Source organism: Paenibacillus sp. GCM10012306 (assembly GCF_042649265.1).
In the GTDB taxonomy this organism is placed as follows: domain Bacteria; phylum Bacillota; class Bacilli; order Paenibacillales; family Paenibacillaceae; genus Paenibacillus_AQ.
In genome coordinates this window covers 579,163-601,395 of sequence record NZ_JBHRYW010000001.1, presented here as the reverse complement: position 1 = coordinate 601,395, position 22,233 = coordinate 579,163, and the positions used below count along the sequence as shown (strand labels likewise).

The following is a 22,233-nucleotide window of genomic DNA, read 5'->3' as shown; positions in this document are numbered from 1 at the left end:
GGTTCTTTGCCCCTCTTTATTCTTTCCTATATAATAGCTGCGATTTATTCCGTATTAAAAAGCAAACTGCACTCCGAATGTTCAGCTTATGCTACACCTTCTCATGCCAGCTGCCAGCTTATTTCCCAGCTTTCACAGCTAATTTGGTCAGCTTACCATCCGCTGAGGAGGCATATACAGCATTGTCCCCGTAGGTTGTCATCAACGGATTAAGGTTGTCATTGTTGAAGGAGAGAATCACATCCAGCGAAGCCGGATTCAGCAGATACGTATTGTCTTTCAAGTTCAGACTTAGCTTACCGTCACCTGTTTGAGCAATTACTGTATACTTGCTTTCTTCCTCGTCAAAAGTACGAGTGGCTGTGTTACGCTCCAAATCATACAGGGTCAATGTACCGCCGGCAAATACTACATAACCGTTGCCTGTCGATTGAGTAAGCGCACTGCCCGGGATGCTGCGCTCCCACAGCAGGCTACCCTGCGAATTGAACGCCACGAGCTTGTTCCCTGTTCCATTGACGTTAGTCCGTAGAATCACCGTACCGTCATTCAATACCATCTGTCCGGGACTGCCGTCTCCGTAAATATTGGAGCCAGCTGGCACCTGATAGCTATACAGCGACTTGAAAGACAGATCATAAACTTCCAGACGCGGGTTCAGCTTGTCCAGCCAGATGCCAGCACTGTTCTTGACAAGTGGGCTGGTGGACATAATAATCCGGTCGCCTTGGGCGGTGAGCAAATTCCCTGGCAGTTGCTGACGTTTGGCCACTTTACCACTGCCGTCAAATTGAGTGAACGTGGTCTTGATGATCCCTTTGCTGTCCACTGCACCAGGAGATGCCACCAGAATGGAGCCATCCTTCAGCAGAGAAATCGAGGATGGTCCGGTCAGAGACTGCACCCAATTCAGCTTGCCAGAGCTGTTCACCGAGTACAACCGATAGGTCTTGTCCGAGAAGGCCTGATAGACATAGGCCGTTCCGTTGCTGTTAAAGACCGAGCTGCCAGCAGTTGTATAAGGTCCTTTGGAATCATGGAATACATATTCCCAGTTTTGCTTACCGGTATCAGCGTCGAGTGCTTTCAACGTATCCACATACCAGAGCTGCTTCGTCTTGCTGGTAGTATTCGGTACATTCTGTCCCATATGTACGTACACCTGCTTCTTCGCAGGAATGGCCTTAACGTCATGAATTACGGATTCGGCATCCTTCGGAACCAGAACCGAGGACGTGAATAGAGACGCTGAAGTCCAGCTTGGCTTCAGTCCGGCTTGAAGCGGCGCGCCGAAGGCCTGCGCGGTCAGGGTCAGGCTGAGTGCGCTGGTCAACAGCACCGCGGCTAATTTACTGTATTGAGTTGTTTTCTTCACTGCAATTCCACCTTTGTTCATTTATACTAAACTACTATCTAACCATTGTATAATAGGAAGAGTGTGGAAAAGGTCACAAAAGTGTATTCTTTTTCAGCTATAAAATGTAACCCAATTGAAAGAAACCTCTCCAGAAGGGGGTTTCCCTACTGTAAAGGCTTCTTTCAGGTAACGCTATCGTAATGGCAGGTTGCTAATGGACAGCCGGATTATACTCGTCATAAGAGCGCGAGACATGCTGCCAGCACAGCGGGAGGCCTGCGATAATCGCTTTACGCTTGGCTTTCAGAATAATCTGCTCGATATCGGCAAAGCTGCAACCAGTCAACCGCTGACAAGCGAGCTCAGCCAACCCCTCCTCCTGTCCAAATTCACCGATCAGCAGCTTGATATACTGCTCTCTACTCTCGTTATCGGGGAGAGAATAAGTCATTTTGGTGTCAAAGCGCCGCCAAATAGCGCGGTCGAGCTCTTTTTCCAGATTGGTGGCTGCTACAAAGATACTGTTATCTCCAAAGTCATCCAGACATTGCAGTAGCGTATTTACTGCCCGCGCCATCTCCTTAACTTCATCCCCACTCTCCCGGGTCCGGGCAATGGCATCAAATTCATCAAGGAAGAGGACGCAGGGTGACAACTTGGCATACTCAAAAATTTTGCGGATATTGCTGCCGGTCTCACCCAAATGGCTGTGAATAAGCGCATCGAGCCGGACCAGAATGAGCGGAAGCTCTAGCATTTTCGCAAGATGAAAGGCGGTCAGCGTCTTCCCGGTACCCGGGGGACCGTACATTACTATCTTGTTCGGAATAGGAACACCGTGTTCCTCGAAAGTCTCACGCATGCCAAGGATCGTAATAAACTCCTCCACAATCTTCTGGTTCACCTCAGGCAAGACGAGGTGCCGAACTTTTCTAGCACATTCCTTGGGCATGTAGCAGGTTGCCATGTCTATTCCTTTGGCCCTCGGAAGCCGTCCGGCAGAATTGCTTTTGTTCATTATATAAGAATGCTCCTTTAACTGATAAATTCGTTAGGTCTGTTGCCACCAAGATTATTTCTCCGCGCACACCATGAAAACCGGGGTGGAACGGGTCAGGAGCTGTTCCTTCTCATCCATCACCCTGGATGACAGGTTCTCCTTACTGTACACCTTGGCGAAGCCTTCCTTCTCCAGCGTCAGCACATCCCATGCTGGTCGCCATTCCGAGGTCAGCGGCAGAAGTCTGCTGAGCCTGTCGGACTCCTCCCAGTCTATGTGACGTGATGGGCTGCCCCAGCCTTTCGCTTCATAGTCTCGATGATCCGCTTCACGCTTCTCCTTCATCTTGTCATCCACTAGATGACGATTCCAGTTAGCGTCGAAGACCAGCAGGCGCCCACCCGGCTTCAGCACTCTTTTCCACTCCTTATACGCCGCCTCAGGATCAGCCAGACTCCAGGTGACGTTCCGACATACCAGAAGATCGAAGCTGTCATCTGCAAAATCCAATACATGTGAGTCCATCTTCCGGAATGTAACCGTAACGCCTTCACGATCGGAATGGCTGCGCGCCTCCTCCAGCATATTGTCCGTACAGTCTATCCCAGTGACAAGATGACCCGCGCTCGACAGGATCACGGAGAAGAAGCCTGGACCACAGCCGATATCCAGCACCTTCAGGGTCTCTTTCCGCGGGGCATGCTCCAGAATAAGATCCAGCCAGGCCTGTCTTTGAAAACCATTCAATTCCTTACGAATGCCTTCACTATATAACTCGGCCTCGCCTTCCCAATAGGTCTTTACTTCTTGCTGTATACTCATAGACTTCTACTCCTTTGTGGCAGTTATCATGAAACGCTGTACGTTCTGAACTCCATATTTCAAATGATGCAGCGGCTGCCGCCGGGCGGGAATGAAGTTGCGGCGAATGCCGATACGCTTGAATCCAGCTAGTCGAAGAGCCGCTTCATCCGCTTCAGGCCGGAGGACATTGACGAACGGCAGTTCACGAAGCAAATCTGTGTCGTCACTACTGCGACGTCGAACTCTTTTTTCCGTGAGTAGAATCAACGTCCAGGACAAGGCATACCACAGCTTATGGAACAGAGAATGCTTCTCCTGATACAAATAATTTCCGTCAAAAACAATCAGCACTCCGCCCGGCTTCAGAATCCGATGCCATTCCGCATACGCCTGCTGCGGCTCCGGTAATGTCCACACCACATCCCGACAGACTACCGCGTCAAAACTGTTGTCGGCGATCCGCTCCAGGTTAGCTGCATCCCCGACAAAGGCTGGCACCTTGTATCCGAAGCGGTCAAAATTGGCCATAGCCCGTTCAATCATCCCTGGCGAAGCATCCACTGCGGTCGGCTGATGCCCCATCTGCGACAGCAGCAGGGAGAAGAAACCGGGGCCTGTACCCACATCAAGCACCCGCTGTTTCTGCCTGCCTTGCAACCCTTCAATCAGAAGTTCCTTCCAGATGGTCACCGCTTTGGGACTACGGAATTGGGCACGGATGACCTTGTCATACCCCTCGGAGCTGACGGTCCAGTACTTGGAAATCTCTTTAAGCATTGATTATTCACCCACGTTCAGCAGATTCCAGAAGACCGGAGTAAAGGTGGTGTAGCCCAGCTTGAAGTTCTTCACTCTGTTATTGACGACAAAAATATCATCCGGGAAGTACACCGCGGCGAACATCGCCTCCTGGTACAACTTATTGAAAATGTCATCGTAAGCGGACTGCCGCTCCGTCAAGTCTGTCGCACCTACGGCCTTGTCAATCAGCGCTTCCAGCCCGGCATCGGACCAGACAACAGCAGGAGCATCCCCTGTCTTATGGAATAGCGACAAAAGGAAGGCATGCGGATTGTACGCATCGTCATACGTACGGTAGATGATCAGGTCATAATCTTTTGTTTTCCACAGCGCATCGTAATAGGCATTCGGTTCCAGCACATGAAGCTTCACATCAATGCCGATGTCCTTAAGCTCCGACTGAATCAACTCCCCGATGGATTTCCATTCTGGGAATTCGGACTCCTGCAGCACAAAATTCAGGGTCATCGGAATTCCAGCTTTGTCTACAATTCCATCACCGTCAGTGTCGCTATACCCCGCTTTAGCTAACAGCGCCTTGGCCTGCTCCGGATCGAAGCCGTACCAGGTGCTATTATCTTCTGTCACATAAGGAACGGTCTGCGGGAACAACCCTTTGGCTTCCTTACCTATTCCACCCATAAGATCCTGAACGATACTTTTCTTGTTGATCGCCAAATTGATTGCTTGACGTACTTTCACATCCTGAAGGACAGGATTGTTGCCGTTGAAGGCGAGGAAGTGGGAGTTCGTACCCGGCGCCTCTTGTACGCTCAGCGTAGAATCGTTTTGCAGGACGGGCAGGCTCTCCACCGGGATTTTACCTAGCTGACCGCCAGCGAGATCCACGCTACCGTTCTGCAGCGCAAGCACTCTGGACTGTGGATCAGGAATCACCTTCAAAATAATCTTGGACAGCTTCGACTTCTCCCCCCAGTAGTAAGGGTTTCTGACGAGCACCGCTTCTTGATCGGTTTTATAACTCTCCGTCATCCATGCCCCGGTTCCAATTGCCTTCACAAACTTGCCACTCGGATCTCCGGCAGGCTCGACTGCGGAAGGACTGATGATTCGAACGGGTCTTGCAAAGGACAGCTCCGTCAGGAACGGATAGTAAGCTTTATTGAAAGTCATTCTGATTGTCAGGTCATCCACGGCTTCAAGTGACTTCATGGCCGTTGCGATATTCAGGGAATTCGCAGGGTCCTTGATCCAGCGCTCGAAGGAGAATTTGACCGCCGCTGCATTCAAATCCGTACCATCCGAGAACTTGACGCCCTTACGCAAATGGAAGGTGTAGACCTTCCCATCCTCCGAAATCTCCCATGATTCCGCTAGTGCCGGCAAAATCTCACCTTTCTCTCCGTATTCCACCAGCCCATCATAAATCATGGCATGTACATTCATTGAACCTTTATAGGCACCGGCGTCCAGCTGATCCATACCAGCATCCGCGGCTATTGCCACAGTAATCGATTTGTTGTCATCACCGGTGTGATTGACAGGTTGTGTTGCTTCATTCGCCGCTGTTCCATTAGCAGCATTGCTGCTATTATCCTTGTTGGCAATGCTGTTGTTGCTGTTACAGCCGGCTATAACCAGAACTGCCGTCGTCACCGCGGCCAGAAATACTTTGCTCCATCGTGCATCTTTTCTCTTTGCCATCTTGCTCATATCATTTGTTCCTCTTCTCTATTCAAAATAAGGCTACTTATTCTCCGCTCCCTCGACTCTACAGCTCCTCGTCTTAACCTAGGATCCTGAATTGGAACGGACTCCAGCAGAGAGCGTGTATAGGGATGAACAGCATTCTGCAGGATGAAGTCTCTACGCTGCTGCTCAACAATCTGCCCACGGTTCATCACCGCCACATGGTCACAGAAACGATCAACCAGTGACAGGTCGTGTGTAATGAACACATAGGATAAGTCCAGCTGTGATTTCAGATCCAGCAACAGATTCAGCATTTGTCTCCGCAAGGTCGCATCCAGACTGGAAAAAGGTTCATCACAGATCAGCAGCTCCGGCTTGAGCACAATGGCTCTGGCAATCCCAACCCGCTGCTGCTGGCCGCCGCTCAGTTCATGCGGATATCTTCGCATATACTGGCTGGATAGGCTCACCCGTTCCAGGCTGTCCAGCACCTTCTCCCTACGTGCTTCAGCAACTCCCTCTCTGTAATTTCTCAGCGGCTCACCAATAATCTCTTCCACGGTGAACCGCGGGTTGAAGGCGGACAGACTATTCTGGAACACCATCTGCATCCGGTGTCGGACACTCCGCATCTGCTTTAAGCTAAGACCCGTAATATCCTGTCCCCGGTAGAGCACCTTGCCTGAGGTGGGCTTGTCCAGACCGAGCAACAGACGGCCGAGCGTGCTTTTGCCAGAGCCACTCTCTCCAACCAACCCGAGGGTTTCGCCTTCTGCCAGATTTAGCGATACATTATGTACAGCCTGCATCGCAGGGGCCTGCGTGGTGAACCACCCCCGCTCTTTACTGTAGGTTTTGCTAAGTCCTACAGCCTCTAGCAGTTTCATTGTGCAATGTCCTCCTCTGTCTCGCAGTTTCAGTTACAATTCGCAGAACCACGTATAGTGTATAAATGCGAGGAGCGTTCGAGCATTCGAGCATTCAAAGCCTTCGGACGTTCGCATTCAACCGATCTTTTTCCCGGTCTTTCCCGTCGTTTCGCTCCTAACTCTCCTACCGCTCCAAGCCTTGCATGTCTCTCCTCTATAAATTCAAAAAACATTTTAAACGTTGTTATCTGCTATTTATTAGCTCTCGGGTGTAGGGATGCTGTGGATTCTCGAAAATATCAAATACATTCCCGGACTCCACAATCTGCCCCGACCTCATCACATACACTTCATCTGCTAATTCGGCGACAACGCCCCAATCATGGGTAATCAAGAGAATTCCAATATCCTCCTCCACCCTGATCCGGTCCAATTCCTTCAGGATTCCGGCCTGCACTCTTACATCAAGCGCCGTCGTTGGCTCGTCGGCAATAAGTAGACGAGGCCGGGACACCAGCGCCAGCGCGATCATCACCCGCTGGCACATTCCACCGCTGATCTGGAACGCATATTGCGTCATCAGCGTATCCGGGTCTCGCAGGCCGACCCGGGTTAGCTGAGCCCGGGCCAGGCCCTTCGCCTCGGCCCGGGACACCCGGCGGTGCAGCCTGATCGTCTCGATCATCTGCGCACCAATGGTCAGCACCGGGTTCAAGGCGTTCATGGGGTCCTGAAAGATGACCCCCATCTCGCTGCCCCGGAGCGCGCGGAGCCTGCGCGGCGTGCATTCCCGGAGATTGACGCCGCCGAGCCAAATCTCGCCCTGCTCCACCACGCCCGGCGGGTCGACCAGACCAAGAATCGACATGGCCGTGACGCTTTTGCCACTGCCGCTTTCACCGACCAGGGCAACAACCTGCCCCCGCTTCACCTCCAGGCTGACGCCATCAACAGCGGTAACGACCCTGTCCGGTGTATAAAACCGGGTAGTAAGCGCCGTGACTCGCATTACGGGGGACGTCTCTTTTGTCACCTGTCATCCCCCTCTCCCGGAATTTATTAATGTATTCGACCATTTGTTTTGCGCAGCCCTTCGCCCAGTAGATTAAAGCCTAGAACGACGAGCAAAATAACGAGACCGGGAAAGAGCATCAACCGCGGCGCAGTCTGAATATAGGTTCGGCTGTCATTCAGCATCACGCCCCATTCCGGTGTTGGCGGCTGAGCGCCAAGTCCGAGAAAGGACATTCCGGCCAGCGACAGAATAATCGTGCCCACCTCCATCGATGCCAGAACAAGAATAGGGCGAGCAGCATTGCTCAGAATATGCCTCACCATAATCTGTAGATGCGATGAACCTGCTGCTCTGGCGGCCATTATGAAATCGCGCTCCTTGATCTGTAGCACCATGCTCCGGATAATCCGCGCATAACCTGTCCACCAGACAGCTGCAAATGCAATCAGTAAGTTCACGGGACCCGGGCCCAACATTCCTGTCACCGCTAGTGCAAGAATAAGACTGGGGAAAGCGAGCAGCACATCAATAATCCGCATAATCAGCTGGTCCAGCTTTCCTCCGACATAACCGACGATCAGGCCGACAGGAATACTGATGGCAAATACGACACCCAATACAAGCAGGGCATAGTATAGAGAAGTACGCGTGCCATAGATCAGACGGGACAAGACACACCGGCCCAGATGATCGGTGCCGAGCGGATGCTGCCAGGAGGGCAGGCTCAGTCTGTGATCCATATGAATCTGCAGTGGATCGGCTGGAGCCAGATAAGGAGCGAAGATTCCAATCACTATAAATATCAATACAATGCTGCCTCCGACCAGGGCCGCACGGCTTCCCCTAGGCAAGTGCAGATGAATCATTTGCAACTTCTCCTCTCACCGGCTTTATCGCAGCCTGATCCTTGGGTCTAGCAGCAGACAGCTTACATCCACCACCAGATTCACCAGAACCACGACAACAGCCATTAATAATACGTACCCTTGAATAACGATATAATCCTTGGCAAAAATCGCCTCAACGGCATACCGGCCAATACCCGGCCAGGCGAATACGGTCTCCACAATCACCGATCCACCCAGCAATCCGCCAATCTGGACACCCAGCAGGGTAAGACTGGGCAGTAGAGCATTGCGCAGTGCATGTCTGCCAATCACGGACCATTCCTGCACACCTCTGCCCCTAGCCGCTTTAATATACAACTGATCCAGCGCTTCCAGCATGCTGGTGCGGATCAGCCGAATGTAGATGCCAGCCATTCCAAAGCCCAGTGCCAGCGAGGGTAGAACCAGACTGGAGCCTCCTTCCATTCCCAGCACCGGGAAAAGTCTCAGCTTAACCGCGCCATAGTATATTAGCAGCAGGCTAAGCCAGTAACCCGGCATGGATACGCTAAGCAGCGCGAAAACTCGACCCAACCGGTCGATCAAGCTGCTCGGATAGAGTGCCGAGAGAATCCCTAACGGCAGCGCCAGTAGTAAAGCGACGGCGAGACCGCATAAAGCCAACAGCGCGGTAGCCGGAAAGCGGCCCAGCAGCTCCGTCAGGACAGGTCGTCCACTGCTATAGGACGAGCCCAAATCCAGATGCAGCACACGGCTAAGCCAATGCCCATACTGTATGTATACCGGACCGTCGAGACCCAGTGTATGACGGGTAATCTCGATCGCTTCTTTCGTGGGCTTGATGCCGTCTGCCCGCAGCATAATCTCTGCGGGATCGCCCGGCGTCAAGTGCATCAGAGTAAAGGTAATGCAAGAGATGCCGAGCAGCACCGGAAGGATATGCAGAAGCCGCTGAAGCAGATAGCGTATCAATGTGCTCACATCCCATTTCGTTAATCGTAATGTTTACGATTATAACACAATCTTTTAAAATTAATAGTCTCAAATATAAATATTTTGTCGAAATATGAGTGACCATAATAAAGAGGCTCCCCCAGCCATTACCGGCATTCGGGGGAACCTCTCACTTCAGAGCTATTTAATTAAGGGCCTACCTCAAAATCAGTCCGTTGCTTTGTTGCTTCGTCAAGCAACAAAGCAACGGACTCCAGAGGCGCTATTGCCAATAGATCCAACCGTTCAGAAGGGTAAAGGACTCCAGTGACCTTATCAGTAAGGCAGCTGGTCAAAATCCACGGTTTGGATGAAAATAGCGTCATCTGAGTCCGCTTCATGCTCCAGAAGTAGCATTATGCGCAAATAGCGGCTATACGGTCCGTTAGCCCACTGCATGGAGCTTCACCCTCCTGTCCTTGCTGTTTTAAACAGACAGAAGGGTGGATTAACGACGTTGCTTGGATAACGTTGTTTTGATGACGTTGTGCTAGCCAGGTTGTTTTAGAGAAATTGCTTTGGCAGGCACAGATCATGACATTGAGCCATAGTTGGAGTAATAATTGATTCAGGACTCATAACAAACAGAGGAGCCCGTATCGATTACACTTCCGATATACTTAACTACCTCTACATGAACGGGATGCACCGAATAAGCATCTAAACCAGCCATTGAATCGTACTGAGTTACAAACATCAGATCATAAGAAGACTGCTCGTGACGAATATTTACGTACACTTTCACGTCGCGTAGAGTCTCGATCTGCCCCCTCATGCTGAGGAGAACCTCTCTTGTCTTCGCAATATTCTCGGGACTCCGGTCTTTCAGCTTAATCATCATGTTATTCGTAATCATCTATACTCCTCCTTCTACTTTTTCGGGTAATTCCAGCTTAATTTGGGTGGTGGCAGCTTCGCGTCCATTCACCAAGAGCGTAATTAGATGCTCGCCCGGATAATGACGGCGGGTCGTCAAGTCAGCCCAGCGGTGGGTGCGCGTACCAGCCAGCCTTGTCCCGCCAGGAACAGTCTTGTCGGACAGCAGGAACAGCTTGCGGGACGTCTTCCCGCTCGCTTTTACAAAGTCGATCCCGTATTCGATGCGAATACGTACAGGATCTCCTTCACGGACCCGCAGCTCGTAGTTCAGCTCGCTGCTGTCCCCAATCGCCAGCGCTTCTGGCGCAGCGGTCAGGGAAGCGCCAATCACAAGCGGCGCCGAATCCTCCGATTCGGCGTAGCCGAACAAGGCCATCACCCCGGGATCAGCCTTGCGGATCAGCGAGCGGCAAGCATGCCTCACGATCCAGTCCGTGTCGGGATGCTGACCCTTCCAGCGCTGAGCAATCTCCAGCACCAGCGCCGGGTGGTCCTTGGCGATGTCGTTCAGATTGTTAGCGACGCTTTTGCGCACATAAAGGGATGGATCAGCCTTCAGCTCCTCTAGCACTGGCAGCACAGGTGCCGGATCGCGCTTGAACATCGGAAGCGCCTGCCCCCATGGCAGACGTGGCCGACAGCCCTCGCTGGCGAGCCGCCGAACATGCTCGCTCTCATGCCTGGACCAGATCAGCATTTGCGCCATCATCCGCTCCGGCTCGCGCAGCAGAAATGGCCTTACGGCGAACTCTGCCGATGATTTTGACGTGAACCGCTCCAGCGCTGCCATGGACAACTCCCAATGCTCCGGGGCTTGTCCATACACTTCGATAAAATCGGGAAAGATCAGGTACGGGAACCCGACACACTCCTTGTCGATCTCATATAAAATCCGCAGTGCATCTTCGTAGCCCGAAGGTAGATGTTCTCCCAGCGACTGTGTAATACGCCTCATCCGTGCCTTCAGCTCCAATTCCACCCACGGCTCCGCCATCGCCGCAGCGATGAAGCTCTCCGTGTCAAACGACGAATAGGCGCGCTGCACTTTCTCGCCGAAGCTGCTTAGAAATTCCTTATTGTACATGGCTTTTAAAGGCTCGGCCATTCTTTTGCCCCCCACAGAATTTATAACTTGTCCGCACTCCGGCATGAACGTCTAGTCCATCCATTATGCCCATTGGAGACATTGTAGCATACGTAACTGGACAGCCTTATGTCAGGTTAATCACCGCACCACTATAGCAACGAACGGGATCACTTCTACTTCGCCAAGAGGATCTTTCAGGCATGACAAGCAGTGCCTCCATGCAACTCCTCTTACAAGTTCTGTGAGCCTATCCGATAAAATAGTTTCGACAACCCTATAAATAAAATGAACGATTGCATTCTATTATCTGTCTTATTGATGAGAACAACATAAAAAGGGGGTGCAGCAGAATGACTGACCGGGAAATTTTCGAACTCTATAAAGAACAAGTCTATTATTTTTGTTACTATTTGATGAAAAATCAGGCAGATGCTGAGGATGTATGCCAAGAAGTATTTGTCAAAGTGATCTTGGCGGATCGGTCAAAGGTGAGGGATCTAAAATCGTGGATCTTACGCATTGCTTCGAATGAGTGCAACAGCATTCTTAAAAGGCGCAAAACAGGATTCATGAAAGAGGTACGCAATTATTTGCTCTCCAGGTCTCAAGATTCCAACCCTGTAGAAGAGAGCTTATCTCAACGTGAAACTAAAGAAGAACTACAAGGCTTATATAGTAAACTCCCCGACAAAATCAGAATGGTAGTAGTCCTCCGTTATATTAATGAATTGACTGTACCTGAAATCTCTAAAGTTATGAACATCCCTGAGGGTACTGCCAAATCCAGACTAAACAAGGGGCTTAAACTGCTTAATGGTATGGCTAAACCTCAACTAAAGGAGATGAGTAATAATGAGTCAGTATATTCAAAAGGATAAGCATGTTCCTCAGCCGAATTATGATTCCATGTGGACAGCCATTGAAAAAGAAGCACACAAACGCCAAGTAAATCTGCAGCCGCCACAAAATACGCCTAGAAATCGTATGAAGCTTGTTCCCATCAGTATCGCATTCTCCTGTTTCTTGCTTGTCGGTATCCCTGTATTCGCGGGTGTGACGATAAATTGGAATAAAATTGGCGGCCTTGGTGTGACCACTGCATTGAATAACGGTATCGGCCAGCAGTATGATCTGAAAGCTTCCAGCTCAGGAGTTACCATGAATTTGAACGGTGTGGTGTCTGACGGAGAAAAAATGAAGATGCTCCTCTCTCTGGATACCAATACGGACCTAAGCCATTATATTGGATTTGCTACAGAGAAAAATACCATAACTAGTGAATCTGGTGCCAAAGCAAAGGTATGCGGTTATCTAGAATACGATTCTGATAGCCATAAACTCATTGGTATTTATGAAACACCTGATACATTAAAGGATGCTAAAAAGGATTACAAGTTTGAAGCACAGAATCTTATTTTTTACCGTAATCGAGATATTCCCTTAAAATCAAATCTGCAAGCTGGAGATACGATTGTTACCGGTGCTACCCAGTATCCCACCATTCATATCGTGTCCGTCCGACAAGCTGCAAATCAAACCATTATCCGTTATAGAGTCGCTGCATCACCATCTGATTCGGGACGGGGTAACCCCCATTTGGTAATTAGTATTGGTGGTCAAGAGAAAGACGCCATTCCAACCCTTATGCCTAGCGAAGGTCCAGACTTGTTGCTTGAACAGGTATTTGATATGACCGAACCGGACTGGAAGGATGCTGGTCTGCATTTAAGCTATATTGAAGAAGCTAGGCGGATTTCGGGTACTTGGGCGTTCGATTTTCAAGCCGACGGGAAAAAAGCAAGTGAATCTATTTACACTAAGGCACTGCATACCAGTCCTGAATTTCAAGAAAAAACAGGGGTAACTTTAGATCAGTTGGTGGTTACTCCGCTAGAGATCCAAATTCTTATAGATGAAGAGGAGTCGCTACCAAAAGGAATTGTCCACTATAAAACTGCGCAGTTAGTTATAGGTGATACTACAATCACCGGGGGGTGGAATTTGAGAGGCGACAATCCCGAGAGCTATCAGCATTTATTTCAATTTGAATCTCCAGAGTGGTATAAGAACTGGTCAGATGTTCCGATGAAACTTTTATTAAAAGATGCCGTGATTGAGAAACGTGATCCCTCTAAAAATTGGATTACCCTTAATAAACCTGCGAAGGAAAAGCAGTTCACCAAACTTGATGTAGACGGTTTTGAAATTCAATTCGCGTACTATACTGAAGGCGGAAAATTGATTGTCGAATCAAGTTCCAAGTCTCCTGGCTTCAAGGGCGTTAATCAAACTACGTTACGTATTAATGGCAAAGAAGTGGTGCCTGAAATTACACCTAAGGGAATGATATCTACAGGAACTAATATTGATAGCTACACAGATATCCCTTTTGACAGAAAAATTGAACTGAACCCTGGTATCTATAAATACAGCGATCCAAGCCGGGACGTAGAAATTAAACTCTAACACATGGAGCTCGTCTTTAATCATGTTTACCCGCCCCTTTAGCCAGTTCTGAGGGCGGGTTTTTCGATTGGATATTCGTTGAAAATACTATAGCTACGGGTAACCTATTCCAGAAAAACAGCCGGATACCTCAGCTCGCCCTTCACGGCAGCCAATCGGCCCTCTATGCACTCATGAACCATGAACACATCATCAGGTACTTCGAATTGCTTCAGTTCCAATCCATAAGGTCTGGCCGGCTTGAAGCCCAGTTTGGGGTAATAGCTCGGGTGTCCGATCAGCAGCACCAATCCGTAATCCAGTGCCTGGCATCTGCGGAGGCCTTCCCTAATCAGCGCCTGACCTACTCCTTGCCGCTGTGAATCGGGATGAACCGCCACCGGGGCCAGCACAATGACAGGATGCTCTATGTCCCTATCGATCACACTAGCTTTGCTGAACAGCACATGACCGATAACATTTGCACTCTCCCCCTCATCCTGAATCGCCACAATGGACAGCTCCGGGATACTACCCTCCGAGCTCCTGATCCGTTCCACCAGCCTGGCTTCGTCTTCCCTGTTCTCGAATGCAACAACATTCAAATCGTATACCTGGCGATAATCCTGTACAGTCTCCGTTTTAATCTGCATCATTCATACCCTCCCGTCAGTATCATTTAATTCATAATCTCTTCGATTGAATCCAGATTCTGCTTGGCCCTTTGGTTCAGCCGCCCCGGTGCATATCAGGCAAGCTGCCACAGTATTCCATGAACAACGCTTTCACGCGCTCCAGTTGATCGTTCATTTCACATTCCTCATCTCTTGCTGACATTTGGCTTCCAATATATCCTACCATATCACAAAAGTGGCGCTACTCATGCTATTATATTAGAACGAGCAACACCACACGGTTTAGCCGAATTACCATTTCAACGGAGGAAGAACGTTATGCCACACACTTTGGTTAAAAATATTGATTTTTTCGTAGCCGCCCTGTCCCAGACCTTTGTCTCCGCCTTACAGCTCGATCCTGACGGAATGTATGCCCGGGTAGGCTTTGGCCGGATTGACAAGTTCTCCGAAGGTTATGTCCGCCTTGTTGGGTTCGATGGTTCGATCTCACATTATGACCGGGAAACAACCAAGTTCCAGCGGGACAAAGGATAACAAAGGCCTAATATTTTCTTTTTTTAAAAAGAATACCTGTTAACAGCAAGGTGCGGTTCCCGTGCCTCTTTGCCGTACAATAAACAACGGGCACTTTCTACTATAGCAAGATACCCGTTGTTCTCGTTGTATACAAAGAAAGACCAGCCAGAAGCGTCTGGCTGATCTATTCATCCGAAATACGGCCTTTGCGGACCGTATCGGTTACTTGCATAAAATATTTTTAATTGATCGATTTATCGTACTGCAGATACACTACTTGCGTCTGCAAATATTCGTTCAAGCCGTGTTTGCCATCCGCTCCACCGATGCCGGATTTCCGCCAGCCCGCATGGAAGCCTTGCATCGCTTCAAAGTTCTCCCGGTTAATATAAGTTTCACCGTATTTGAGACGCTTGATCACTTTCATCGCAACGTTTAAATTTTGAGTATATAGAGATGAGGTCAATCCAAACTCACTGTCATTGGCAAGTGCAATGGCTTCATCTAAGTTAGCAAAAGAAATGATAGGAATGACCGGTCCGAAAATCTCCTCCTGCACGATTTCCATCTCATTCGTAGCATCGGTAATGACCGTTGGCTCAAAAAAGCTGCCGGTTCCCTCGACCTTTTTACCACCGAAAGCGATCTTGGCGCCTTCTTGTACTGCACGGTCAACCTTTTGCTGCACGGATTCCTGAGCCGCCTTGTTAATCAACGGCCCCATATGAATATCCTTATCTTTCAACGGATCACCATACTTCACCGCTCCCATTGCCTCAACCAGACGGGTGGTGAATTCATCCTTGATCTTCTCATGGACATAGACCCGCTCCGCACAGTTACAGACCTGCCCTGTATTAATCACCCGGGAATCCACAATCGCTTTGACGGCCAAGTCCAGATCGGCGTCATCCATAACAATAGCAGGGGCCTTGCCGCCAAGCTCAAGACTGACCTTGATAATATTTTCAGCTGCCGCCTCCATCACCTTTTGACCTGCCGGCACACTGCCGGTTAGACTGACCATGCCAACCTTAGGGTTGCTGGCCAATTCATTGCCAACCTCTCCGCCTTTACCAGTCACAAGGTTGAATACTCCTTTAGGGAGACCCACGTTGTCAACAATTTTGGCAAAAGCCACCGCATTGTTAGGAGATTCGGCGCTAGGCTTGACTACAATCGTATTTCCGGTGATCAACGCCGGAGCCATTTTTCTAGCGATCAGAAAGAACGGGAAGTTCCATGGCAGAATGCCTGTTGTCACCCCGATTGCTCGTTTAAATACAAAGATATTCTCATTATCACGATCACTCTGAACGATTTCCCCTTCATAGCGTCGTGCCCATTCTGCCATATAATCCATATAATCTGCTGTAAAGTTAACCTCTACTGTGGATAATTCCAAGGTCTTACCTACTTCTTCGGAGATCAGCCTAGCAAGAATATCAACCTCAGCCCGAATTCCGTCGGCAATGGCATGAAGGTACTTTCCTCTTTCAACCGCAGGTGTTTCTTCCCAGGCTGACTGGGCTGCTTCCGCTGCGTTAATAGCACGTAACACATCATTCCTTGTAGCTTTGGGAACCTGTGAAATCACTTCATCTGTTGATGGGTTGGTTACATTCATCCACTCTTTGCCTTCTGATTCTGTAAACTGGCCGTCGATATACATTAAATGCTTTTCCACTGCCTCTCCCCCTCAAGGTTGATTATCCATTTCTCCTCATTGATTGTAAACGCTGTCAACTTTTCTTGTCAACAACATTCAACAACATTCCACTGTTTTTAATTCATTTTGTGTTGTTTTTCATTGACTTTTTGAGTTAAGCTATACACATCAAGGTTGCCATTGGAGGGATCGGATTGAAAGTCAGTATATTCTCAACTTGTTTAGTTGACCTTATGACTCCGAATGTCGGAATAGCTATGGTTGAGGTTCTCGAAAGGCTGGGCTGTAACGTCGATTATCCTGCTTCTCAGGTGTGCTGCGGTCAGCCTACTTATAATAGCGGCTATCTGGAAGATTCAAAGCTTGCCATGAAGAATATGATACTTGCCTTCGAGAGCTCCGATTATGTCGTGGGTCCTTCCGGCTCCTGTATCGCTATGTTTCATGAATACCCTAAGGTTTTTAAAGGCGATCCAGAATGGGAATTGAAAGCGGTTGCTTTAAAAAATAAATCTTATGAACTTACCCAATTCATTGTTAAAGTGCTAGGCATTACCGATGTCGGTGCAACCCTTGAGGGAACCGCCACCTACCACCGTTCCTGTCATATGACAAGACTTCTGGGAGAAAAGGAAACCCCCTACCTGTTGCTTGAGCAGGTGCAGGGACTCCAATTGGAGCCGCTCAAGAATAGCGATAATTGCTGCGGCTTTGGCGGAACCTTTTCCGTGAAAATGCCTGAAATCTCCGAGCAGATGGTGGATGAAAAGTGCGGCTGTGTCCTGGACACGGGGGCGGACATTCTGATCAGTGCGGATATGGGATGTCTGCTCAATATCGGTGGCCGCCTGTCACGCAAGGGAGAACCCATTAAAATAATGCATATTGCAGAAGTGCTGAACCATCGCCATGCTACCGCTGCCAAAGGAGGAACATACACATGAGCCTGCAAACGGATAAACGGAATTTTAGCGAACGGACTACAGAAGGCCTCGGGGATCTCTTCATGAGAAGCGCGGTAAGTTCAGCCCAGGACAGCTTGAAGACCAGACGTCTGTCAGCGGCGACCGCTCTTGGGGATTGGGAACAGTGGCGCTCAATCGGCCAGCAAATCCGTCAGCATACGCTGAAGAACCTGGATTATTACTTAGAGCAGTTGGCGGATAACGTAGAGAACAAGGGCGGTCATGTCTATTTTGCCAAAACAAAAGAGGAAGCCAGCAATTATATTCGGGACATCGTCATACAAAAAAAAGCTAAAAAAATCGTCAAATCCAAATCCATGGTTACCGAGGAAATTGAAATGAACCGTGTCCTGATGGATGCCGGCTGTGAACTGATCGAGAGCGACCTTGGCGAATATATCCTGCAGATTGATGATTGGGACCCGCCTTCACATATTGTGGCACCTGCGCTGCATAAAGACCGTACACAAATACAAAGAGTGTTCGAAGAGAAGCTTGGGTACTCGGGAGATGAACGTCCAGAGAGCCTGGCCTCCTTTGCAAGAACGGTGCTGCGGCAAAAGTTTCTCGAAGCGGATGTCGGGATTACAGGCTGCAACTTTGCCATTGCCAATCTAGGTGCCATTAATCTGGTTACCAATGAAGGCAACGGTGATCTTACCGCCGCCATACCGAAAACGCATATTGCTGTGATGGGGATGGAACGCATTGTGCCTACGCTTGAAGAGATGGAAGTGCTGGATAACCTGCTCTGCCGAAGTGCTGTAGGGCAGAAATTGACCAGCTATATTACCGTGATGGGCCCCTCAGCGGCCGGGGAAAGTGATGGACCTGAAGAGTTTCATTTAGTTGTAGTGGACAACGGCCGCTCCGATATTCTTGGAAGCGAATTTAACGAAGCCCTGCAGTGCATCCGCTGCGGCGCCTGTCTTAATGTGTGCCCGGTCTACCGTCATATTGGCGGTCATGCCTACGGATCAATCTATCCAGGTCCGATTGGAGCTGTAATTACGCCGCTACTGGGCGGATATGATGACTATAAAGAGCTTCCTTTTGCCTCTAGCTTGTGTGCAGCTTGTACGGATGTTTGTCCGGTTAAAATCCCGCTGCACGAGCAGTTGATCTTGCATCGTCAAAAAATCGTGAGCGAAAAAAGAACGGGGAGCGTGGAAAGAATCCAGATGAAGGCGGCAAGCCGTCTCCTCTCTTCCCCGATTTTGTTTGGCAAAGCACTGAGGTTTGCGAATCCGGCAAGCCGCTTGCTCAGCAAGCATGGACGAATTGTCAGAGGACCGGGAATTATACACGGCTGGACCAATGTTCGTGATCTTAAACAGCCGGTCAAGCAGCAGGACAGCTTCCGGACCTGGCTTGATCAACGCAAAGGAGGGACTGACCAATGACGGTATCAGGCAAGGAAGCTTTTCTAAATACAATCGCCGCCAAGCTTGGGCGGGAACGTGTCTATGACGTACAGCGACCCGACTTGCGAGCGCAGTTCCCTAACAGCTATGGCAATCCATCCACCGACGAGTTGGTAGAGATCCTTAAAGAGCAGTGCTTCTTTATCCACACACAGTTGATTGAATCGAATCCAGAGCTTTTGCAGGCAACATTAGATGATCTGATCCATGCGAATGGTGGGGGAATTACAATCACTTCGGGGGATAGCCGATTTAGCGATTACGGGCTGACATTCCCTAATTCGTTCGTATGGAATGAAGCGGCGGGAAGAGAAAAGAATCTGCTGCAAGCGCAATCCGCCAATACGGCTATCGTCTTCGCTGATTACGCACTGGCCGAATCAGGCACAATTGTTGTAGAGAGTCGCCCGGATCAAGGCCGCTCCCTCCACTTTCTGCCTACCCACTACATTGCGATTATTGAAAAAAAGCGGCTTGTGCTTCGTTCCACTCAGGCAGCAGCAGATCTCAACCTGCGAATTGAAGCAGGCGAGCCTATCGGCTCAGCCATCAATTTCATCTCTGGACCTTCCAATTCAGCCGATATTGAGATGCAGCTCGTTGTCGGAGTACATGGTCCCTTGAGTGCATCTTATGTACTTATTTAGAGGCTGAAAAGCAAACTTAAAAGATGAATCCTCATGCGTGAAGATGCTACGGGTTCGAAGGATTCTTACGATCGCTGTTAAAGTCTGATTTCTGAATTGGAAAAGAATTAGCGGTTGAAATCTGGCTTTAAAGGAGACCACTGTGTTTCTTCAGCATCCCGTAGGCCCTCCGCTACCCACAGTGGCGCTACTCCCACACAAAAAGAAACGGGTACCATCCTCTTCAGGAAGATACCCGTTATTCTAATAATCCTCTTCCACTATATTTATGACTGGCTCCTACTGTAGGGCAAATGATTTGGGCACGCCATACGTATGTAGCCATTGCGTCACTTCTTGGTTCCTCTGGTCTTGATACTTGTCCGCTAACCCATGCCGACCATCTGGGTACAAAACAAGCTTCACAGTTTTACCTGCCTCTTCCAAATCATCTGCAAAATCTTGAACGGTTTGCCAAATGAGGCTCTCATCGGCAGTCCCTTGCAACAGAAGTACCGGGGCCTTAATGTCGGGAATTCGATCCAGTATCCAATAATCCCCTTTTGATTCAGGATTGGCATTAATCAGGCCAAATCTTACATATTCAGCCGTCTTTCTATTCTCCTCTACAATTTTAGGTGAAGTCGCATCTGGGTGATCATATAGCCAGCGTAAATTTACATCCCAGCCCACAAAAGGACTCACACCGACAACAGCTTTTACGTCCTGCCGCTCAGAAGCTAATCTTAAAGCCACGCCGCCACCCATCGATGCACCTAGCAGGTATACCGAATTCGGTTTTACGCTTCCGGTGGACATTGCCACTTTAATTGCATTCTCTGTATCCCGTGTATTCTCCGCAATGCCTTGCACATGGCCATCGCTCTCCAAATATCCACGATAGAGGGGATACAAGTACACCACTTCGTCACTCATATATTTAAAGCCGAACGTAAAGCCAAAATCGTAATGAGAAAGTTCCTTCCGTTCAAGAGCGTATCCCCCATGAAGATGAACAACCAGTGGATACTTTCCGGTAGCCTTGGGAATCGTCAGGTAGGCTAGAACTTTGATATCATCACTTTTATAAAATACCTTGTATATATCAATATTCGGATTTTGACCAGGCACTTCTATTAGTTCTTTAGAGATGATCTCTATATCGCTATCTGGTGGATCAGTTGCTTGACAGCCGGATAACGTGACTGTATTCAATATAATTATAACTAGAATCAAAAAAAATGCTCTGTTTCCCCGATAACGATAATATTCCAATTCCTCACACCCTCCTAAATAATCCTAGTACCGATCCCGATCCCATCCTTTACCAACTCGTTGAATTTCGAGAAATTTACTCTTCAGATTGAGCATCTAAAAATGAACTCGGTTCATCCACAATATAAATAACATATTATCAAAATAAAACCAATTATAGAAATCAACTCTTCAATGCTGCCGCGTTATATATTAAACTGTTGACTCATTGGCAGTTAGCATACTGTCTGTGATTGTTAGATTGCTAGCTAGGCACTTCGTATTTACAAATATGTATAAAAAGTTCACGCACAGACGATACAACAATCTGCGCTACTCCCTACATAATAAGAAACGGGTATCTTCCACTTCAGGAAGGTACCCGTTGTTATTGCAACCATCGTTCTACAACCCTTATTCCAGCACCAATTCTCCAAAGCTCGCACTTAGATGAAAATTGGGCGTCACAGAATCCACCTTGTTCCAAGAGCCATAATGAGGAAGCTCTGTCTCATCCCCGCACTTGTAGAAGTTTCCGCGCAGAATTTGCCCCGAACTGGCCGTAAAATCCGGGAACAATTCCGTCAGCCAATCGAAGGGAATAGAGAATTCCAGCTCCCAACCGCCCCCTTCAGGATGTGAATCTTCTTTTGCATAAGAGGTTTGAATCTCAAAAAGCGCCGGCGATGCATCCTCCAAATACTTCCGATCCCGCCCCTCACCAAGCTGAAGCAGCAGTGTCCCTGCCGCGTTCAGTTCAAAATTCAGATACCGGGCATCGCTGCCGGGCAGCGGCTGCACGAAAAACTCAACACAACTATCCGTATATACCGGATCATTCGGCTGATGGTAGCGAACCAACGGCTGACCCTCATCCACCTGAAACTGTACATGCAAACGCTCGGAGGTGTAATATGCTCTAACTTCTACCTTAGGTGCATAGCCGTTGTCCAGCCAAAGGTATTGATCTACTTGGAGTGCGGGAACTTCAGACCAGTTCGTTCGTGTTGCGCTTGCGTTAATCTGATAAGAACGATCGCTTGCCATGTAAGAATCTCCTCTTTTCACATGTGATATGGAGCTTTAAAACTCTCATTTCCGGGTTTCATTTATTGTTATGTATGCAGCAAACTGTTCAGCCCTGGCAATATTGAATTCTACTTTCCCATTACCTTGCTGATATGTTTATATAGAACACATTAATAATTATCGAAAGTGCAATTAGCGGCATTTTTGTACCTTAATTATTCTGCAGTTACAGGTTAGTAGCAATTAACGGCAATATTGCACCTTAAATCTTCGATAATAGGCATTTCAGCGTATTTTTTCGAAAATAAGATACAAAAATGCCCTTAATTGAACTATTTACCCATATTCGAGCAAAATAAGG

General features: G+C 48.8%; 22 protein-coding genes. 6 read left to right on the top strand and 16 right to left on the bottom strand.

The genetic code is table 11. The features are described from left to right. Nucleotides 1–118 precede the first annotated feature (118 nt). The 12 genes from ACFORK_RS02680 to ACFORK_RS02625 all read right to left on the bottom strand — a co-directional run bounded on the left by ACFORK_RS02680 (nt 119) and on the right by ACFORK_RS02625 (nt 11,324). A complete protein-coding gene (locus ACFORK_RS02680) occupies nt 119–1,375 on the bottom strand; it encodes an outer membrane protein assembly factor BamB family protein (protein WP_379195326.1) in 1,257 nt (418 codons plus the stop codon). Nucleotides 1,376–1,568: 193 nt separating this feature from the next. Continuing rightward, complete coding sequence (locus ACFORK_RS02675; RefSeq protein WP_379195324.1) at nt 1,569–2,375, bottom strand: AAA family ATPase; 807 nt, start codon at nt 2,373–2,375, stop codon at nt 1,569–1,571. A 54-nt stretch (nt 2,376–2,429) separates the two neighbouring features. Further along, on the bottom strand, nt 2,430–3,179 hold the full coding sequence (locus ACFORK_RS02670; RefSeq protein WP_379195322.1) for a class I SAM-dependent methyltransferase: 750 nt from the start codon (nt 3,177–3,179) through the stop codon (nt 2,430–2,432). 6 nt (nt 3,180–3,185) lie between these two features. Beyond that, on the bottom strand, nt 3,186–3,938 hold the full coding sequence (locus ACFORK_RS02665) for a class I SAM-dependent methyltransferase (protein WP_379195320.1): 753 nt from the start codon (nt 3,936–3,938) through the stop codon (nt 3,186–3,188). 3 nt (nt 3,939–3,941) lie between these two features. Continuing rightward, complete coding sequence (locus tag ACFORK_RS02660) at nt 3,942–5,636, bottom strand: nickel ABC transporter substrate-binding protein (RefSeq protein ID WP_379195318.1); 1,695 nt, start codon at nt 5,634–5,636, stop codon at nt 3,942–3,944. After that, nucleotides 5,633–6,502, bottom strand: coding sequence for an ATP-binding cassette domain-containing protein (locus ACFORK_RS02655; protein ID WP_379195316.1), 870 nt, complete (start codon nt 6,500–6,502; stop codon nt 5,633–5,635). Before ACFORK_RS02655 ends, ACFORK_RS02660 begins: the two co-directional genes overlap by 4 nt. A gap of 226 nt (nt 6,503–6,728) precedes the next feature. Further along, nucleotides 6,729–7,517, bottom strand: coding sequence for an ABC transporter ATP-binding protein (locus ACFORK_RS02650; RefSeq protein WP_379195314.1), 789 nt, complete (start codon nt 7,515–7,517; stop codon nt 6,729–6,731). Between the two features lie 26 nt (nt 7,518–7,543). Beyond that, nucleotides 7,544–8,365, bottom strand: coding sequence for a nickel transporter permease (gene nikC, locus ACFORK_RS02645; protein ID WP_379195312.1), 822 nt, complete (start codon nt 8,363–8,365; stop codon nt 7,544–7,546). 24 nt (nt 8,366–8,389) lie between these two features. Beyond that, nucleotides 8,390–9,328: a nickel ABC transporter permease gene (gene nikB, locus ACFORK_RS02640; RefSeq protein ID WP_379195310.1), complete on the bottom strand. Its 939-nt coding sequence runs from the start codon at nt 9,326–9,328 to the stop codon at nt 8,390–8,392. Nucleotides 9,329–9,616: 288 nt separating this feature from the next. Beyond that, the gene (locus tag ACFORK_RS02635) at nt 9,617–9,739 is read right to left on the bottom strand and encodes a hypothetical protein (protein WP_379195308.1); all 123 of its coding nucleotides are present in this window, start codon (nt 9,737–9,739) and stop codon (nt 9,617–9,619) included. 169 nt (nt 9,740–9,908) lie between these two features. Next, nucleotides 9,909–10,196 (bottom strand): Dabb family protein, encoded by a 288-nt coding sequence (locus ACFORK_RS02630; RefSeq protein WP_379195306.1) that lies wholly within the window; start codon nt 10,194–10,196, stop codon nt 9,909–9,911. Next, nucleotides 10,197–11,324 carry a DNA alkylation repair protein gene (locus tag ACFORK_RS02625; protein ID WP_379195304.1) on the bottom strand — a complete coding sequence of 376 codons (1,128 nt, stop codon included), beginning with the start codon at nt 11,322–11,324 and terminating at the stop codon, nt 10,197–10,199. Between the two features lie 332 nt (nt 11,325–11,656). On the opposite strand from ACFORK_RS02625, the gene ACFORK_RS02620 reads away from it, so the two are divergent. Further along, nucleotides 11,657–12,184 carry an RNA polymerase sigma factor gene (locus ACFORK_RS02620; protein WP_379195302.1) on the top strand — a complete coding sequence of 176 codons (528 nt, stop codon included), beginning with the start codon at nt 11,657–11,659 and terminating at the stop codon, nt 12,182–12,184. After that, nucleotides 12,159–13,772, top strand: a complete 1,614-nt coding sequence (locus ACFORK_RS02615) for a DUF4179 domain-containing protein (protein ID WP_379195300.1) — start codon at nt 12,159–12,161, stop codon at nt 13,770–13,772. The genes ACFORK_RS02620 and ACFORK_RS02615 overlap by 26 nt, the downstream gene beginning before the upstream one ends. A 104-nt stretch (nt 13,773–13,876) precedes the next feature. Here ACFORK_RS02615 and ACFORK_RS02610 read toward each other — a convergent pair whose 3' ends face one another. Beyond that, nucleotides 13,877–14,407 (bottom strand): GNAT family N-acetyltransferase, encoded by a 531-nt coding sequence (locus ACFORK_RS02610; protein WP_379195298.1) that lies wholly within the window; start codon nt 14,405–14,407, stop codon nt 13,877–13,879. A gap of 297 nt (nt 14,408–14,704) precedes the next feature. On the opposite strand from ACFORK_RS02610, the gene ACFORK_RS02605 reads away from it, so the two are divergent. After that, nucleotides 14,705–14,923: a hypothetical protein gene (locus ACFORK_RS02605; RefSeq protein WP_175372965.1), complete on the top strand. Its 219-nt coding sequence runs from the start codon at nt 14,705–14,707 to the stop codon at nt 14,921–14,923. 223 nt (nt 14,924–15,146) lie between these two features. On the opposite strand, the gene aldA is transcribed toward ACFORK_RS02605, so the two are convergent. Further along, nucleotides 15,147–16,592, bottom strand: a complete 1,446-nt coding sequence (gene aldA, locus ACFORK_RS02600; protein WP_379195295.1) for an aldehyde dehydrogenase — start codon at nt 16,590–16,592, stop codon at nt 15,147–15,149. Between the two features lie 176 nt (nt 16,593–16,768). Here aldA and ACFORK_RS02595 point away from each other — a divergent pair, with 176 nt between their 5' ends. Genes ACFORK_RS02595 through ACFORK_RS02585 form a run of 3 tightly spaced genes read left to right on the top strand, consistent with a single transcriptional unit; the run spans nt 16,769 to nt 19,610 of the window. After that, nucleotides 16,769–17,518, top strand: coding sequence for a (Fe-S)-binding protein (locus tag ACFORK_RS02595; RefSeq protein ID WP_379195293.1), 750 nt, complete (start codon nt 16,769–16,771; stop codon nt 17,516–17,518). Beyond that, nucleotides 17,515–18,942, top strand: coding sequence for a LutB/LldF family L-lactate oxidation iron-sulfur protein (locus ACFORK_RS02590; protein ID WP_379195290.1), 1,428 nt, complete (start codon nt 17,515–17,517; stop codon nt 18,940–18,942). Before ACFORK_RS02595 ends, ACFORK_RS02590 begins: the two co-directional genes overlap by 4 nt. Then, the gene (locus ACFORK_RS02585) at nt 18,939–19,610 is read left to right on the top strand and encodes a LutC/YkgG family protein (protein WP_379195287.1); all 672 of its coding nucleotides are present in this window, start codon (nt 18,939–18,941) and stop codon (nt 19,608–19,610) included. Before ACFORK_RS02590 ends, ACFORK_RS02585 begins: the two co-directional genes overlap by 4 nt. A gap of 279 nt (nt 19,611–19,889) precedes the next feature. Here the strand turns inward: ACFORK_RS02585 and ACFORK_RS02580 are convergent, their stop codons facing one another. Together ACFORK_RS02580 and ACFORK_RS02575 are read right to left on the bottom strand one after the other, a co-directional pair. Then, a complete protein-coding gene (locus tag ACFORK_RS02580) occupies nt 19,890–20,864 on the bottom strand; it encodes an alpha/beta hydrolase family protein (RefSeq protein ID WP_379195285.1) in 975 nt (324 codons plus the stop codon). A 393-nt stretch (nt 20,865–21,257) separates the two neighbouring features. Further along, complete coding sequence (locus ACFORK_RS02575; protein ID WP_379195283.1) at nt 21,258–21,890, bottom strand: carbohydrate-binding family 9-like protein; 633 nt, start codon at nt 21,888–21,890, stop codon at nt 21,258–21,260. Nucleotides 21,891–22,233 lie beyond the last annotated feature (343 nt).